The following is a 16,060-nucleotide window of genomic DNA, read 5'->3' as shown; positions in this document are numbered from 1 at the left end:
GGAGGATCCCCGACAATAACAAGGCTTCCCCCCGGCCCTGTCGCAGCGCCGGGGGAGAAGCAGGAAAAAGGCATGATAACAGTGGCTTGCCACCCAAGGTCAAGGCTGGTAACGCTTGGCCATCACCCTTATCTCGCCGCTGGCCACCAGATTTTGCAGCGCCACCAGCAAGGGCTGGCGCAGCGACTGGTGAGGTGAGTGCTTGCTCATCCCCAGATAGAGGGTTACCGGCGTGGCGGGGCGGTAGTCCGCCTTGCCTATCCGGCTGGCATTTCCCTGACTCAGGGCATAGTCCACCTGACAGTCGGTGCCAATCATCAGCGGCAGGTGACCCCGCTGGACCATGCGCAGCAGCTGATCTTCGGTGGGTACTCCGTGCTTGTCGAGGCGGCTGTCACTGTTGAAGGGCTCAAAGTAGGCGGAGTTGAGCACATAGCCCACCTTCACCCCCTGCAGATCGCGGTATTGGTGGATCCGGGCCACATTGACCGGCTGACCATAAAACGCGGGCCAGCACTGGTAGTAGGCAGGCTGCAGATAGTCGATAAACTGCGCCCGCTCGGCGGTATAGGCGAGGCCAATCATCAGATCGACCTGACCGGTCTGCATCTGCTTGAGCGCCCTGCCCCACGGCATCCGCCGTATCTGCAACTCAATGCCGCTCGCCTGTTGCAACCGGCGCAGGATGTCCATGTCAAGCCCCTGCAACCGGCCATCCGCTTGCAGGATGCGAAATGGCGGCCACAGATCGGTGGCCACCGTCAGCGTCGGGGCCGCACGCACCGGCATGGCAAATAACAGTAACAACACTATCCCGCATAACTTGCCCATCCCGTCGCATACCTCGCACGGCTTATCCTGTTGGTTAAAAATACCCTCCCGCACCACGTATGAAAACCCGTGGTTCAGGGATAAAATGCGCCGGATTTTCAAGGAGAACCCTATGAACCCGATTTTCGCCAGTATCGGTCTGCTGCTCTGCAGCAACGTCTTTATGACCTTCGCCTGGTACGCTCACCTCAAGAGCATGAACCATAAACCCTGGATCATTGCCGCCCTGGTGAGCTGGGGTATCGCCCTGTTCGAATACCTGCTGCAAGTGCCCGCCAACCGCATCGGCCATACGGTGATGAGCGTGGGCCAACTTAAAATCCTGCAAGAAGTGATCACACTCACCGTATTCGTCCCCTTCTCTATCTTCTATCTCAAGGAAGATCTGAAATGGGACTATCTCTGGGCAGGGCTCTGCATTCTCGGTGCGGTCTTTTTTGTCTTTCGCGAGAAACTGACCGGCGCCTGAGGCTGTACACTCAATATCATCCCGCTCATGGCATCTCATTGATCGAAGAGGCAAAAAAATGGAATTGCGAGACATGTTACAGATCCTGGCCAAGCAGGATGGCTCAGACCTCTATCTGTCGACCGGCGCGCCCCCCTGCGCCAAATTTAACGGCGGCCTGCGCCCCCTCAACGAAACGCCGCTGGAGCCGGGTGAAGTGGCGCGGATCGCCGCCGAGATCATGGATGGCGAGCAGAAGCAGCAGTTCGAGAAGGATCTGGAGATGAACCTCGCCATCTCCCTGCCCCAGATCGGCCGCTTTCGGGTCAACATCTTCAAGCAGCGCAACGAAGTCTCTCTGGTGGCCCGCAACATCAAGACCGAAATCCCCCGCTTTGAAGATCTCAAACTCCCGCCTGTGTTGCTCGACACCATCATGGAGAAACGCGGTCTGGTGCTGTTTGTCGGCGGTACCGGCTCGGGTAAATCCACTTCGCTGGCGGCGCTTATCGACCACCGCAACCGCAACAGCGGCGGCCACATCATTACCATCGAGGATCCGGTGGAGTTCGTTCATCGCCACCGCAAGAGCATCATCAACCAGCGGGAGGTTGGCGTGGATACCCGCAGCTTCCACGCCGCCCTGAAAAACACCCTGCGTCAGGCGCCGGACGTCATTCTTATCGGCGAGATCCGCGATCGCGAGACCATGGAGCATGCGCTGGCCTTCTCCGAAACCGGCCACCTTGCCATCTCCACCCTGCACGCCAACAACGCCAACCAGGCGCTGGATCGCATCATCAACTTCTTCCCCGAGGAGCGCCGCCCCCAGCTGCTCAACGATCTGGGCAACAACCTCAAGGCTTTTGTCTCCCAGCGGCTGGTGAAAACCACCGATGGCGGCCGCCGGGCCGCAGTGGAGATCATGCTTGGCACCCACACCATCCGCGACATGATCAAGCGCGGCGAATTTGGCGGCCTCAAAGAGGTGATGGAGAAATCCAAAGCCCTCGGCATGGTCACCTTCGACAGTGCCCTGTTTGACCTGGTAGTGGAAGGGGTAATTGAGGAAGAAGAGGCGGTGAAAAACGCCGACTCGGCCAACAACCTGCGCCTCAAGATCAAGCTGTGGAAGGAGAAGGGACAGATTGCCAGCAGCAGCGATGCCACCGGCTGGAGCCTCGAACCCACCAAGGACGAGAAGGGCGATTTTTTCTAACCTGCCTCTCGAGAACCCCGGGCCCGCCCAGGGTTCTCTTTATCCAGCACGGCTGACCCGAATTATCCGCTCAGCTCACACAGGTCACTGCCAGTCAGCACCAACGGCGAACGCGCTGGCAATACGCCACATACTCGTCGCCGAAACGGGCGCGCAGCAGCCGCTCCTCCGGCATGATCTGAAAGCGAGTCAGCCAGGCCACCAGCACGATTGGCCCAACCCAGACCCAACTTCCACCGAGATAACAGCCCCAGGCGGCCAGCCAGCAGAGCAGCCCCAGATACATGGGATTGCGGCTGACACGATAGACGCCACAGGTCACCAGACGACTGGTGTGCTGAGGTTTGGTGGGGCTGACCGTGGTCTGGTGGTGACGAAATCGTTGCAGGGCACCAAAGCCCATGATGGCCCCCGCCACGACCAGCACAGCCATCAGCGCCATTGCCCAGATGCCGGGCTGACTCTCCCCTCTTAGCCACCACATGGCCCCGGCACAGAGCAGAAAGATCAGCGGTGGTGGCAAACGTAACTCAAGATTGACCATTTTCTTCCCCTGACGAGTGTCGGCCGAACCCGTGTTGCGGTAGACTCCCAACCAGTCAGCGCCTGTTGAGAGTGACAAAGATCATAATAATAACAACAAGTTGTGGTTAAACCACCACCAATGTGGCCGACCCCGTCCAAACTATCCAACGCGAACAACAAAAAGGAATCACCATGCACAAGAAAACTCTGCTGGCTACCCTGATCTTCGGCCTGCTCGCGGGCCAAGCCGTTGCGGCTCCCTATCTGCCCCTTGCGACGGATCATCGCAACGGCCAGGAGCAAACCGCCAGCAACGCCTGGTTGGAAGTGGATCTGGGCGCCTTTGAACACAATATCCAGACCCTCAAGGATCGCCTCGGCGACAAGGGCCCGCAGATCTGCGCCATCATGAAGGCCGATGCTTATGGTCATGGCATCGACCTGCTGGTCCCCTCCGTGGTCAAGGCCAATATCCCCTGCATCGGCATCGCCAGCAACGAAGAGGCGCGCGTCGCCCGCGAGAAGGGCTTTACCGGCCGTCTGATGCGGGTACGTGCCGCCACTCCGGATGAAGTAGAGCAGGCCCTGCCCTACAAGATGGAGGAGCTGATCGGCAGTCTGGTGAGTGCCCAGGGCATCGCCGATATCGCCCAGCGCCACCACACCACCATTCCGGTGCATATTGCACTCAACTCCGCCGGCATGAGCCGCAACGGCATCGACCTGCGTCTGGCCGATGCCAAGCAGGATGCGCTGGCCATGCTCAAGCTAAAGGGGATCACCCCGGTCGGCATCATGACCCACTTCCCGGTGGAGGAAAAAGAGGACGTCAAGATGGGGCTGGCCCAGTTCAAACTGGACTCCCAGTGGCTGCTGGAAGCGGGCAAGCTGGATCGCAGCAAGATCACCATCCACGCCGCCAACTCCTTCGCCACCCTGGCTGTGCCGGACGCCTACTTCGACATGGTGCGCCCGGGCGGCCTGCTCTACGGCGACTCCATCCCCTCCCACACCGAGTACAAGCGGGTGATGGCATTCAAGACCCAGGTCGCCTCGGTCAACCACTATGCCGCGGGCAACACCGTCGGTTATGACCGCACCTTTACCCTCAAGCGTGACTCCTGGCTCGCCAACCTGCCGCTGGGCTACTCCGATGGCTATCGCCGCGCCCTCAGCAACAAAGCCTATGTGCTGATCCAGGGTCAGAAGGTGCCGGTGGTCGGCAAGACTTCCATGAACACCATCATGGTGGATGTGACTGATCTGAAAGGGGTGAAACCCGGCGACGAAGTGGTGCTGTTTGGCCGTCAGGGTGACGCCGAAGTGAAACAGGCGGATCTGGAGGAGTACAACGGCGCCCTGCTGGCGGATATGTACACCATCTGGGGCTACACCAACCCCAAGAAGATCAAACGCTGATAACACGATATGAAAAAGGGCTCCCGCGGGAGCCCTTGTTGTTATTGCTTAATTGTCTGCCGCGCTCAAGCGGCCTTTTTACGGGTCACAAACAGACTCAGCCCCATGGATGCCAGCAGGATCAATGCAACTACGCCCAGTGCAATGCCGGTCGGGATCTTGAAGATATCCAGCAGCAGCATCTTGACCCCGATAAACATCAGGATCAGCGCCAGACCGTATTTGAGCAGGGCGAAGCGATCAGCCACACCTGCCAGCAGGAAGTACATGGCACGCAGACCCATGATGGCGAAGATGTTGGAGGTGAGCACGATGAAGGGATCCGTGGTCACCGCGAAGATGGCCGGGATACTGTCCACCGCGAAGATGAGATCGCTCACCTCCACCAGCACCAGGATCAACAGCAGCGGGGTGGCATAGCGCACACCGTCACGCCAGACGAAAAACTTCTCCCCTTCCAGGGTCTCGGTCACCTTGAAGCGACGGCGCATCCAGCCCAGCAGCGGATTGTTGGCCAAGTCAGGCTCCTTGTCGGCCGCCCACAACATCTTGGCACCGGTCAGCAGCAGGAAAGCGCCGAACAGGTAGAGGATCCAGTGGAACTGCTCGATGAGCCAGCTACCGGCGAACACCATACCGGCACGCATCACGATGGCACCCAGCACCCCGTAGAGCAGCACCCGGCGCTGCAACTCGGCCGGAATGGCAAAGTAGCCGAACAGCATCAGCCAGACGAAGACGTTGTCTACTGCCAGCGCTTTCTCGATGAGGTAGCCAGTGAGGAACTCCAGCCCCTTCTGGTTGGCAATCTCACGGCCCGCGCTGTGATCCAGCCAAAGCCAGATAGCCAGGTTGAAGAGCAGGGCAACACTGATCCAGATGAGGGACCAGATGCCTGCCTCTTTGAGGGACACCTTGTGAGACTTGCCGCCACCGACAAAGCGTATGTCTATCCATAACAGGACCAGCACTATGCTGAAGAAACCGGTCCACATCCACCATTCACCCATTTTCACTTCTCCCAAAAAAGACAAAACCCACGACCGAGAGGCGTGGGTTTGCGTTTGGAGCAGATACACCTTGCCTCTCGGCAAGGTCTCACTTACAGCTGATTTGCATCGACTGCCCGGCTGCCGGGTGCACTGCAGGATATGGGTGCACCGTAATGACGACAAACCGGCGAGAAGTTACTCCCCTTGTTGCGCGGATAGTAGCAGCGGTAAAAGATAACGCCAAGAGGCATCTTCACTGCCGTCAAAAATAAATCGGGGCCCCATCAAGGAGCCCCGCAAACAGGTTCAACACATCCCCATCAGAGCGGGTCGACCTTGAGGCAGGAGACTGCGTGATCGAAGTTCCCCTCCAGCACAGGGCGGGTCTTGGCGCACTCGGGGCCAGCCACCGGGCAGCGGGTGCGGAACACGCAACCGGACGGCGGGTTCATCGGTGAGGGCAAATCCCCCTCCAGGATCTGGATCACCTTGTTGCGCTCCAGCTCAGGGTCCGGGATCGGCACCGCTGACATCAGCGCCTTGGTGTAGGGGTGCAGCGGATTGGCGAAGATCTCCTTGCGGGTCCCCAGCTCAACGGCGTTGCCCAGATACATCACCAGCACCCGGTCGGAGATATGTTTGACCACCGACAGGTCGTGGGCGATGAAGATAAGCGACAGCCCCATCTCCTTTTGCAGGGATTTGAGCAGGTTGACCACCTGCGCCTGAATGGATACGTCCAGCGCCGACACCGGCTCGTCACAGATGATCATCTTGGGCTCGAGGATCAGTGCCCGGGCGATACCGATCCGCTGGCACTGGCCGCCGGAAAACTCGTGCGGATAGCGGTTGACCAGGTTGGGCAAGAGCCCCACCTTGCTCATCATGGCGCGTACCTTCTCCTTCACCTCTTCCCGCGGCAGGTTGGGGTAGAAGGTGATGAGCGGCTCGGCGATGATGTCGCCGATGGTCATGCGCGGGTTCAGAGAAGCCAGCGGGTCCTGGAAGATCATCTGGATCTCTTTGCGCTTCTCGCGCAGGGCATTCTGATCGAGCTTGGTAAGGTCGTCACCCAGCCACACCACCTTGCCATCGGTGGCCGGTACCAGACCGATGATGGCGCGGGCAAAGGTCGATTTGCCGCAGCCGGACTCCCCCACCACACCGAGGGTTTCACCCTCATAGAGACGCAAGGTCACCCCATCGACCGCCTTGAGATCGGACGGTTTGGCCCAAGGCCACGCCTTGCCACTCTTGATACTGAAGTGGACCTTGAGGTCAGACACTTCCAACAGCAATTTTTTGTCGGCACCCATTTAGTTGGCCCCCTTGTTCATGGCATCCGAAACCCAGTGCCAGTGGCAAAACCGCTCCCGACCGTCGTTGAACGGTTTCAGAGGCATGGATGATTGCTGGCCGCAGTTAACAGCATTCATACGCTTACCTCCTTGGCGTTGATGGCATCAGATATCCAGTGGCAAGCACGCTCCCGACCGTCGTTGAACGGGGTCAGGATCGGTGACTGCTGGCCGCAAATCTCGCTGACCCGGTGGCAACGCTCCTGGAAGGGGCAGCCGGTCGGCAAACGCAGCAGGTTGGGCGGATTGCCCGGGATGGTGGGCAGCACTTCCCCTTCGGTATCGAGGCGGGGAATGGCGCGCAGCAAACCTTCGGTATAGGGGTGGCTCGGGCGATAGAAGATATCGTCTACCTTGCCGTACTCCATGGTACGACCGGCATACATCACCAGCACCTTGTTGCAGATACCGGCGACCACGCCAAGGTCATGGGTGATCATGATGATGGCAGTGTTGAACTCGCGTTTGAGCTCGTTCATCAGGGTCATGATCTGGGCCTGCACGGTCACGTCGAGCGCGGTGGTCGGCTCGTCGGCGATCAGCAGTTGCGGCCGGCAGAGCAGCGCCATGGCGATCATCACCCGCTGGCGCATGCCGCCGGAGAACTCGTGGGGATACATCCCCATCCGCTTGCGTGCTTCAGGAATTTTGACCGCATCGAGCATCCGTACCGACTCTTCGAACGCTTCCGCCTTGCTGACGCCCTTATGCAACATCAGCACTTCCATCAGCTGATCCTGCACCTTCATGTAGGGGTTGAGCGAGGTCATGGGGTCCTGGAAGATCATGGCGATCTTCTCGGAACGGATCTTGTTGAGCTTGGACTCCGGCAGGTTGAGGATCTCCTCACCCTGAAACTTGGCGGAACCGGTAATAATGCCGTTTTTGGCCAGCAGCCCCATGATGGCAAAGGCCGTCTGGGATTTGCCGGAGCCGGACTCGCCGACGATCCCCAGGGTTTCGCCCGCAGAGAGAGAAAAGTTGAGGTCGTTGACCGCCACCACATTGCCGTCCGGGGTCTTGAACTCGACCCGCAGATCTTTCACATCCAGTAACTTCATATAAAAACTCCTTATCGATCTTTCGTGATGCTTTCCTGTCGATCCGATGCTCGATTAACGATCTTTCGGATCGAGGGCGTCACGCAGACCATCCCCGAGGAAGTTGAAGCAAAACAGGGTCACCACCATAAAGCAGGCGGGGAACAGCAGTTGCCAGATGGCCACTTCCATCGACTTGGAGCCTTCATCCAGCAGGGCACCCCAGCTGGTCATCGGTTCCTGAACCCCAAGGCCCAGGAAACTCAGGAAGGATTCAAACATGATCATGCCCGGCACCAGCAAGGTGGCGTAAACAGCCACGATACCGAGTACGTTCGGTACGATGTGACGGGTGATGATCTTCCACTTGGAGACGCCACAGACGTGAGCCGCCTCGATAAACTCCTTGCTCTTGAGGCTGAGAGTCTGGCCCCGCACGATACGCGCCATGTCGAGCCAGCTCACCGCCCCGATGGCGATAAAGATGAGTGCCAGATTGCGGCCAAAGAAGGTGACCAGCATGATGACAAAGAACATGAACGGGAAAGCGTTGAGGATCTCCAGTACCCGCATCATCAGGCTGTCGACCCGACCACCGATAAAGCCGGAGGCCGCGCCATAAAGGGTGCCGATGATGACCGCCACCATGGCGCCCATGATGCCGACCATCAGGGAGATACGGCCACCCAGCAGGGTGCGCACGAACAGATCGCGTCCCAGGCTGTCGGTACCAAAGTAGTGACCCGCTTCCATATCGGGCGGCGACTGCATGGCGCCCCAGTCCGGATCGTCAAAGGTGTATTGGGACAAATGGGGGCCAAAGATGACCGCCAGACCGATGATGGTCAGAATGATCAGGCTGGTCAGGGCCGCCTTGTTACGCAGGAAACGGCGACGGGCATCCTTCCACAGGGAGCGCCCCTCCACCACCTCGACCTTTTGCGCGAACGCCTCGACGGCATCGCGTTTTTCAGTTGAAACAACCATGATGAACTCCTGAATTAGTAACGGATCTTGGGATCGATAAAGGCGTAGAGAATATCGACCACAGCGTTAAAGGTGATGGTGAGGGCGCCGACCAGAATGGTCAGACCGAGCACCATGGAGTAATCACGGTTAAGGGCACCGTTGACGAACAGCTGACCGATCCCCGGCAGGCCGAAGATGGTCTCGATCACCACAGAACCTGTGATGATGCCGACAAAGGCCGGGCCCAGATAGGAGACCACCGGCAGCATAGCCGGACGCAGCGCGTGTTTCAGGATGATGTGGCGCAGCGGCAAGCCCTTGGCACGGGCGGTACGGATGAAGTTGGAGTTCATGGTCTCGATCATGCTGCCCCGCATGATCCGCGAGATGGCAGAGATGTAGTACATCATCATGCCGAACACCGGCAGCACCATAAACTGGATGCCACCACCCTGCCATCCACCGGCAGGGAACCAGCCAAGATGAATACTGAAGAACAGCACCAGCAAGGGCGCCAGCACAAAGCCCGGGATCACCACCCCGGCCATGGCCGACGACATCAGCAGATAGTCGATGATGGTGTTCTGTTTCAGGGCCGCTATGGTGCCGAAAGTGACCCCCAGCAACACGGCGAAGAAGAAGGCCGTGGTCCCGATCTTGGCGGATACAGGCAACGCCTGGCTCACCAGGTCATTGACGGTGAAATCCTTGTATTTGAAAGAGGGGCCCAAATCACCCTGCACCAGGTTGCCCAGGTAGGTGAGATATTGCATGCCAATGGGTTTGTCGAGCCCGTATTTGGCCTCAATGTTGGCGATGACTTCGGGGGGCAGTGAACGCTCGCTGGTAAAGGGGTTACCGGGGGCGAAACGCATCATGAAGAAAGAGACGGTGATCAAGACCAGCAGAGTCGGGATCGCTTCCAATAGCCGTTTAAAAATGAATTTCAACATAGACATTTCCTGTCCTGTACTGCTTCCAAATGGTCGCGGTTGTAATAAAGGCCCGCCGTCCGGCGGGCCCTGCTTGTTATGCGACTTGTTGCTTTAAATCAGTGAGCAATGATGTACATATCTTTGCTGTAGAGGTTATCCAGCGGGTTAGCCGGGTAGCCACCCACATAGGATTTCACCATGCGCGGAGTAACGTATTGATAGATAGGGGCGATCGGCATGTCCTTGGCAAGGATGGCCTCAGCCTGGGCATAGATCTTGTTGCGGGCCACATCGTCAACCTGATCGCGAGACTCATCCATCAGCTTGTCATACTCCGGATTAGAGTACTTGCCGTCGTTGGTGCCGTGGGTGGTCTGCATCAGATCCAGCATGGAGGAGGCTTCGTTGTAGTCAGCGTTCCAGCCGGCACGAGCTACTTCAAACTGCCCCTGTTTCTTGGTTTCCAGGTAAGTTTTCCACTCCTGGTTGACCAGGCTCACCTGCACACCCAGCTTCTTCCACATGGAGGCCACGGCCACGGCCACTTTCTTGTGGTTGTCGTCGGTGTTGTAGAGCAGTTCGAGCTTGAGCGGCTTGCTGGCATCGAAACCGGCTTCTTTCAACATGGCTTTCGCTTTGGTATCACGCTCGGCCTGGGTCATCTTCGACCAATCGGCGACCACTGGCTTGAAACCATCCACATAGTCTGGGGTCAGACCGTAAGCCGGAGTCTGGCCCTGACCCATTACCTTGTCGGCGATCACATCACGATCGATGGCGTAGGAGAGCGCAGTACGGACACGCACATCGTCAAACGGTTTGTGCTTGAAGTTGAATTGGTAATAGTAAGTGGACACCAAGCCGGTCACCTTCAGCTCATTCGGGTAATCCTTCTTGAGCTGCTTGAAACGTTCGATAGGAGTGGTGTAAGTCAGATCCACCTCACCCGCCAGATAGCGGCTCAGATCGGCGTTGGTAGACTGGATCGGCAAATAGACCACTGTATTGATCACTGTCTTGCCGTCGTCCCAGTAATTCTTGTTGCGCTCAAGCTCTATCCGCTCGTTGACCACCCATTTCTTCAGCACATAGGCACCATTGGATACCATATTCTCCGGCTGGGTCCACTTGTCACCAAACTGCTCGACTACCTTTTTCGGTACCGGATAGGTGGTGGTGTGGGAGAGCATGCTGACGAAGTAAGGGATCGCTTTCTCAAGCTGCACTTCGAAGGTGTAGTCGTCGGTCGCCTTCACACCCAGCGTATCAGCGGGTTTCTTGCCAGCGATAATATCGGTGGCGTTGGCGATAGTCGGCATCTCCAGATACCAGGAGTAAGGAGAGGCTGTCTTCGGATCAACGGCACGCTGGAAAGCAAAAACAAAATCGTGGGCAGTGACCGGGTCACCGTTGGACCACTTGGCATCTTTGCGCAGGTGGAAGACGTAGTGCTTGTTATCCTTGGTTTCCCAGGATTCTGCTACGCCAGGCAGTACTTCACCCTTGGGACCAGAAAGTACCAGCCCCTCGAACAGGTCACGAAGAATATTGGATTCGACCGTTCCTTCGGTCTTGTGCGGGTCAAGGGTCGCAGGCTCGGAGCCGTTGCCTTTTACCAGTTGCTGGACTTCAGCCAGCTTGGTTCCCGCCGGGACATCGGCAGCCTGAGCCACATTGACGCCACCAAACAGTGCAGCCACCAGCAATGTGTTAATCATTGTTTTTTTATGAGTCATTTCCCTACTCCAACAAGAACATTCCATGCATTTTTTAAAGTGACGGGGTTAAAACCCGCTCCCAGCATAATTCCCTGCCAATTCCGATAATGCAACAGATATTGTCAGGGTAATCGTCATTTTCTGGTCAAAAAATCAGCTGGCACGCGCTTTTTCAGTATTAAAACACCAACAAAACGCTCGTTTTTCACACAAACGACCGATTCTAGAAAAGACCGGGCAAAAAGCAACCAATAAAAAGCCGGTCACGAGGACCGGCTTTCATAAAGCGGAGCTGGCTCACATCAGGCTGGGGAAAACCCCCTTGATGCCGGCCACCATGATCTCGATACCCAGCGACATCATGATAAGACCCATGATACGGGTCACCACGTTGATGCCTGTGTTGCCCATGATCTTGAACAGCAGCGGCGCGGCGCGGAAGATGAGCCAGGAGCAGAAAGAGAAGACCACGACAACCACTGACATGCCGAGCAGCTGCTGCCAGTGGCTCTGGCTGGCATAGACAATCACCGAGGAGATAGCACCGGGGCCCGCCATCAGCGGCAGCGCCAACGGCACCACGGCGATAGACTCGCGCACCGCCAGTTCACCCTTCTCCTGTTTGTTGTGCTTCACCTCGCCCAGCTTGCCCTGCAGCATCGACCAAGCAATCAGGGTAATCAGCGACCCACCGGCGATCCGGAACGACGCCAGCGAGATGCCAAACCCATCGAGGATCAGCTGCCCCATATACATGGAGACCAGCAGGATCACCATCACCGCGATATTGGCGGTGGTATTGGTTTTCATCCGCTCGGCCTGGGTATGGTGGCTGGTCAGACTGACAAACACCGGCAACAAACCAAGCGGGTTGATAATTGCGAACAAACCGACAAAAAACTTCAGATACAACGAGACGTCAATTGCTGCCATAGGCGCCTTCCAATAGAGTTTCGGGCCCAGCGGGCCAGTCCATTAATTTCGTGCGTAAATTTACATCATAGCCAGAGCGGGCACCAATCAAATAATCTCACCATTTTGAGGGTTTTTTAGTTAGTTCATCTAATGCATCCGCGCTAACTGGCATAAACCGATGCCAAAAGCCCTTTCTACCGCCCGACACGCGCCAGAAAAGTGAGCGCAAGCCTGCTTAATCATGACCAGAGAGTCCGACGATGACTGACCGAATGACCAAGCGACTCGAGAGAATCCAAGCTTTGCCTTCCCACTATTTCAGGCCAGACATCACTTCATTGACTTGGTAATAGAGCCACAATGCAAAAACCGGGAAAGCGGGCAGAAATGGCGTCCTCGGGGAATAAAGCGGATTAGTCATGGATTAAAACAACAATCATTTTTGCAACAAACGCTGGAATAAAGTGCGTTTGTCGGTGATTTTGAAACCAATTCACTCATATTTGCTAACCTACACAGCCAGAACGGCCCTACTATCTGATGCCGAAGTGCAATTAACCACTTGATAAATGTGGTTTATTACCTTGTATTAACAAGTCTCTCGCCTTTCCCTTTGATGCACATTCCGATAACATCAGTCAAACAAGGATTGTGAAATAAAATTTCTTTTGTTCTTTTGTTACACATGATCCAGATCAAGTTTTTCTGAGTCAGCCCCGCTCTATAATCGACTCAGAAAGCGATTTAGTAAGGCATGTGAAAAAGCTGTTGCAACGATACCGTCTTGACAGGGCGACTATAATTGCCGGGCATTGCCAACGTCTTACTAAACAGTTTTCAAATAATCAGGAGATAAACATGGCAGTAACCAATTTGGCTGAACTGGATGCACTGGTCGCCCGCGTTAAGGAAGCCCAGCGTGAATTCGCCAGCTTCTCTCAAGAGCAGGTAGACAAGATCTTCCGTGCCGCCGCCCTGGCCGCCAACAACGCCCGTATCCCCCTGGCCCAGATGGCCGTGGAAGAATCCGGTATGGGTATCATCGAAGACAAGGTTATCAAGAACCACTTCGCCTCCGAATACATCTACAACAAGTACAAAGACGAGAAGACCTGCGGCATTCTGAGCGAAGATGATCAGATGGGTACCATCACCATCGCCGAGCCGGTAGGTATCATCTGTGGTATCGTTCCGACCACCAACCCGACCTCCACTGCGATCTTCAAATCCATGATCGCGCTCAAGACCCGCAACGCCATCATCTTCTCCCCGCACCCCCGCGCCAAGAACTCCACCAATACCGCTGCCAAGCTGGTACTGGATGCCGCTGTTGCCGCCGGTGCACCGAAAGACATCATCGGCTGGATCGACCAACCGTCTGTTGAGCTCTCCAACGCCCTGATGAAGCACGAAGACATCAACCTGATCCTGGCCACCGGTGGCCCGGGCATGGTGAAAGCAGCCTACTCCTCCGGTAAGCCTGCTATCGGTGTAGGTGCTGGTAACGTACCTATCGTTATCGACGAAACCGCCGACGTGAAGCGTGCCGTTGCCTCCATTCTGATGTCCAAGACTTTCGATAACGGCGTGGTCTGTGCTTCCGAGCAGGCAGTCATCGTTGTTGATGCCATCTACGACCAGGTTAAAGAGCGCTTTGCATCCCACAAGGGCCACGTGCTCTCCAAAGAAGATGCTGACAAGGTACGTAAAGTCATCCTGATCAACGGTGCCCTGAACGCCAACATCGTTGGCCAGCCAGCCACCAAGATTGCCGAGATGGCAGGCGTAACTGTACCGGCTGATACCAAGATCCTGATCGGTGAAGGCGTCAAGCTGTGTGCAGAAGATGAGTTTGCTCACGAGAAATTGTCCCCGCTGCTCGGTATGTTCCGTGCAAGCAGCTTCGAAAACGCCGTTGATATGGCCTGTGACATGGTCAACATCGGTGGTATCGGCCACACCTCAGGTCTGTACACCGACCAGGACCGCAACGCTGACCGCATCAAGTACTTCGGCGACAAGATGAAGACCGCGCGTATCCTGATCAACACTCCGTCTACCCAAGGCGGTATCGGTGACCTGTACAACTTCGCAATGGCACCGTCCCTGACCCTGGGTTGCGGCTCCTGGAGCGGTAACTCCATCTCCGAAAACGTGGGTCCGAAGCACCTGATCAACAAGAAGACAGTCGCAAAACGGGCAGAAAACATGCTGTGGCACAAACTTCCGAAATCCATCTACTTCCGTCGTGGTTCCCTGCCGATCGCTCTGAGCGACCTGGAAGGTAAAAAGCGTGCCATGGTCGTGACCGACCGCTTCCTGTTCAACAACGGCTACGCCGATGAACTGGTCAGCCTGCTGAAAGCACAGAATATGGAAGTGGAAGTGTTCTACGAAGTAGAAGCTGACCCGACCCTGGCTGTGGTTCGCAAGGGTGCCGAGATGGCCAACTCCTTCAAACCGGACGTTATCCTGGCGCTGGGCGGTGGTTCACCAATGGATGCGGCCAAGATCATGTGGGTAATGTACGAGCACCCGAACACCGCGTTCGAAGATCTGGCCATGCGCTTTATGGATATCCGCAAGCGTATCTACAAGTTCCCGAAAATGGGCGTGAAGGCCGAACTGGTCTGTATCACCACCACTTCCGGTACCGGCTCTGAAGTCACTCCGTTTGCGGTAGTAACCGATGAAGTGTCTGGTCAGAAGTATCCGCTGGCTGACTACGAGCTGACCCCGAACATGGCCATCGTTGATGCCAACCTGGTCATGGGCATGCCGAAGTCCCTGTGTGCCTTCGGTGGTATCGATGCCGTGACTCACGCCATGGAAGCCTATGTTTCCGTACTGGCTAACGAGTACTCCGACGGCCAGGCGCTGCAAGCCCTGAAAATGCTGAAAGAGTACCTGCCGTCCAGCTACCAGAACGGTGCCAACGACCCGATCGCTCGTGAGAAGGTGCACAATGCTGCCACCATCGCCGGTATCGCGTTCGCCAACGCCTTCCTGGGTGTGTGCCACTCCATGGCTCACAAACTGGGTGCCGAGTTCCACATTCCGCACGGTCTGGCTAACGCCCTGCTGATCAGCAACGTCATCCGCTACAACGCGAACGACAACCCGACCAAGCAGACTGCGTTCTCCCAGTACGACCGTCCGCAGGCTCGTCGTCGTTACGCCGAAGTCGCTGACCACCTGGGTCTGACTGCTGCCGGTGACCGCACCGCAGCCAAGATCGAGAAGCTGCTGACCTGGCTGGACGAGCTGAAGGCGACCCTGGGTATCCCGGCCTCTATCCGCGAAGCTGGCGTGACTGAAGCTGACTTCCTGGCCAAGGTTGACCAGCTGGCTATCGAAGCTTTCGATGACCAGTGCACCGGCGCCAACCCGCGCTACCCGCTGATCAGCGAGCTGAAGCAGGTTCTGCTGGACTCCTACTACGGTCGTCCGTTCACCGAAGCCGCTCCGGTAACTGCTGCCCCGGTTGAAGCCAAGGTTGAAGGCAAGAAGAAATCCAAGGCCTGATAACCAGTCCTGAGATAACAAGCCCGCGCACTGCGCGGGCTTTTTTTATCTGCCATGTCCCGTCCTGAATATGGTTTACACCTTTCCCCCCAATAAATGGAGAACCCGATGGGACAAGGTGTGAAACGGACACAGCGCGATTACTCGCTGACTTTTAAACTGGCGC

At 56.7% G+C, this 16,060-nt stretch carries 14 protein-coding genes; 4 read left to right on the top strand and 10 right to left on the bottom strand.

Annotation, left to right across the window (positions count from 1 at the left end; translation table 11 throughout):
* Positions 1-99 precede the first annotated feature (99 nt).
* Complete coding sequence (locus tag ACB042_RS10460) at positions 100-831, bottom strand: substrate-binding periplasmic protein (protein WP_368177087.1); 732 nt, start codon at positions 829-831, stop codon at positions 100-102.
* Between the two features lie 112 nt (positions 832-943).
* Here ACB042_RS10460 and ACB042_RS10455 point away from each other — a divergent pair, with 112 nt between their 5' ends.
* Entirely contained in the window at positions 944-1,300 is a 357-nt protein-coding gene (locus ACB042_RS10455) for a DMT family protein (RefSeq protein ID WP_005353120.1), read from the top strand.
* A gap of 58 nt (positions 1,301-1,358) precedes the next feature.
* Positions 1,359-2,498 (top strand): type IVa pilus ATPase TapW, encoded by a 1,140-nt coding sequence (gene tapW, locus ACB042_RS10450; protein ID WP_005353124.1) that lies wholly within the window; start codon positions 1,359-1,361, stop codon positions 2,496-2,498.
* A 94-nt stretch (positions 2,499-2,592) separates the two neighbouring features.
* Here the strand turns inward: tapW and ACB042_RS10445 are convergent, their stop codons facing one another.
* Positions 2,593-3,042 carry an isoprenylcysteine carboxylmethyltransferase family protein gene (locus ACB042_RS10445; protein WP_005361602.1) on the bottom strand — a complete coding sequence of 150 codons (450 nt, stop codon included), beginning with the start codon at positions 3,040-3,042 and terminating at the stop codon, positions 2,593-2,595.
* Positions 3,043-3,215: 173 nt separating this feature from the next.
* Here ACB042_RS10445 and alr point away from each other — a divergent pair, with 173 nt between their 5' ends.
* Entirely contained in the window at positions 3,216-4,442 is a 1,227-nt protein-coding gene (gene alr / locus ACB042_RS10440) for an alanine racemase (protein ID WP_103422279.1), read from the top strand.
* Between the two features lie 65 nt (positions 4,443-4,507).
* Here alr and ACB042_RS10435 read toward each other — a convergent pair whose 3' ends face one another.
* The 8 genes from ACB042_RS10435 to ACB042_RS10400 form a co-directional block, all read right to left on the bottom strand.
* The gene (locus ACB042_RS10435) at positions 4,508-5,452 is read right to left on the bottom strand and encodes a TerC family protein (RefSeq protein WP_123172777.1); all 945 of its coding nucleotides are present in this window, start codon (positions 5,450-5,452) and stop codon (positions 4,508-4,510) included.
* Positions 5,453-5,754: 302 nt separating this feature from the next.
* Positions 5,755-6,750: a murein tripeptide/oligopeptide ABC transporter ATP binding protein OppF gene (gene oppF / locus ACB042_RS10430; RefSeq protein WP_005337666.1), complete on the bottom strand. Its 996-nt coding sequence runs from the start codon at positions 6,748-6,750 to the stop codon at positions 5,755-5,757.
* Positions 6,751-6,870 carry an oligopeptide transporter ATP-binding component gene (locus ACB042_RS10425; protein ID WP_108541290.1) on the bottom strand — a complete coding sequence of 40 codons (120 nt, stop codon included), beginning with the start codon at positions 6,868-6,870 and terminating at the stop codon, positions 6,751-6,753.
* The gene (locus tag ACB042_RS10420; protein WP_042056506.1) at positions 6,867-7,853 is read right to left on the bottom strand and encodes an ABC transporter ATP-binding protein; all 987 of its coding nucleotides are present in this window, start codon (positions 7,851-7,853) and stop codon (positions 6,867-6,869) included. Before ACB042_RS10420 ends, ACB042_RS10425 begins: the two co-directional genes overlap by 4 nt.
* Positions 7,854-7,907: 54 nt before the next feature.
* Positions 7,908-8,819, bottom strand: coding sequence for an oligopeptide ABC transporter permease OppC (gene oppC, locus ACB042_RS10415; protein ID WP_005337670.1), 912 nt, complete (start codon positions 8,817-8,819; stop codon positions 7,908-7,910).
* Positions 8,820-8,833: 14 nt separating this feature from the next.
* Positions 8,834-9,754 (bottom strand): oligopeptide ABC transporter permease OppB, encoded by a 921-nt coding sequence (gene oppB / locus ACB042_RS10410; RefSeq protein WP_005337672.1) that lies wholly within the window; start codon positions 9,752-9,754, stop codon positions 8,834-8,836.
* Between the two features lie 98 nt (positions 9,755-9,852).
* Positions 9,853-11,472, bottom strand: a complete 1,620-nt coding sequence (locus ACB042_RS10405) for an ABC transporter substrate-binding protein (RefSeq protein ID WP_120413955.1) — start codon at positions 11,470-11,472, stop codon at positions 9,853-9,855.
* A gap of 279 nt (positions 11,473-11,751) precedes the next feature.
* Positions 11,752-12,387, bottom strand: coding sequence for a YchE family NAAT transporter (locus ACB042_RS10400; RefSeq protein WP_005337678.1), 636 nt, complete (start codon positions 12,385-12,387; stop codon positions 11,752-11,754).
* Positions 12,388-13,227: 840 nt separating this feature from the next.
* Here ACB042_RS10400 and adhE point away from each other — a divergent pair.
* Positions 13,228-15,894, top strand: a complete 2,667-nt coding sequence (gene adhE, locus ACB042_RS10395; RefSeq protein ID WP_019446648.1) for a bifunctional acetaldehyde-CoA/alcohol dehydrogenase — start codon at positions 13,228-13,230, stop codon at positions 15,892-15,894.
* Positions 15,895-16,060: the final 166 nt, after the last annotated feature.

This window comes from Aeromonas sp. S13(2024) (genome assembly GCF_041402405.1).
In the GTDB taxonomy this organism is placed as follows: domain Bacteria; phylum Pseudomonadota; class Gammaproteobacteria; order Enterobacterales; family Aeromonadaceae; genus Aeromonas; species Aeromonas veronii.
This window is presented reverse-complemented; position numbering and strand designations above follow the sequence as displayed.

What these genes read in the sequence shown, in the direction of transcription:
- ACB042_RS10455 (WP_005353120.1), top strand. Translation starts at nt 944, where the DNA reads ATGAACCCGATTTTCGCCAGTATCGGTCTGCTGCTCTGCAGCAACGTC.
- ACB042_RS10405 (WP_120413955.1), bottom strand. Translation starts at nt 11,472, where the DNA reads ATGACTCATAAAAAAACAATGATTAACACATTGCTGGTGGCTGCACTG.
- ACB042_RS10400 (WP_005337678.1), bottom strand. Translation starts at nt 12,387, where the DNA reads ATGGCAGCAATTGACGTCTCGTTGTATCTGAAGTTTTTTGTCGGTTTG.
- ACB042_RS10435 (WP_123172777.1), bottom strand. Translation starts at nt 5,452, where the DNA reads ATGGGTGAATGGTGGATGTGGACCGGTTTCTTCAGCATAGTGCTGGTC.
- alr (WP_103422279.1), top strand. Translation starts at nt 3,216, where the DNA reads ATGCACAAGAAAACTCTGCTGGCTACCCTGATCTTCGGCCTGCTCGCG.
- ACB042_RS10425 (WP_108541290.1), bottom strand. Translation starts at nt 6,870, where the DNA reads ATGAATGCTGTTAACTGCGGCCAGCAATCATCCATGCCTCTGAAACCG.
- ACB042_RS10420 (WP_042056506.1), bottom strand. Translation starts at nt 7,853, where the DNA reads ATGAAGTTACTGGATGTGAAAGATCTGCGGGTCGAGTTCAAGACCCCG.
- oppB (WP_005337672.1), bottom strand. Translation starts at nt 9,754, where the DNA reads ATGTTGAAATTCATTTTTAAACGGCTATTGGAAGCGATCCCGACTCTG.
- ACB042_RS10460 (WP_368177087.1), bottom strand. Translation starts at nt 831, where the DNA reads ATGGGCAAGTTATGCGGGATAGTGTTGTTACTGTTATTTGCCATGCCG.
- adhE (WP_019446648.1), top strand. Translation starts at nt 13,228, where the DNA reads ATGGCAGTAACCAATTTGGCTGAACTGGATGCACTGGTCGCCCGCGTT.
- oppC (WP_005337670.1), bottom strand. Translation starts at nt 8,819, where the DNA reads ATGGTTGTTTCAACTGAAAAACGCGATGCCGTCGAGGCGTTCGCGCAA.
- oppF (WP_005337666.1), bottom strand. Translation starts at nt 6,750, where the DNA reads ATGGGTGCCGACAAAAAATTGCTGTTGGAAGTGTCTGACCTCAAGGTC.
- ACB042_RS10445 (WP_005361602.1), bottom strand. Translation starts at nt 3,042, where the DNA reads ATGGTCAATCTTGAGTTACGTTTGCCACCACCGCTGATCTTTCTGCTC.
- tapW (WP_005353124.1), top strand. Translation starts at nt 1,359, where the DNA reads ATGGAATTGCGAGACATGTTACAGATCCTGGCCAAGCAGGATGGCTCA.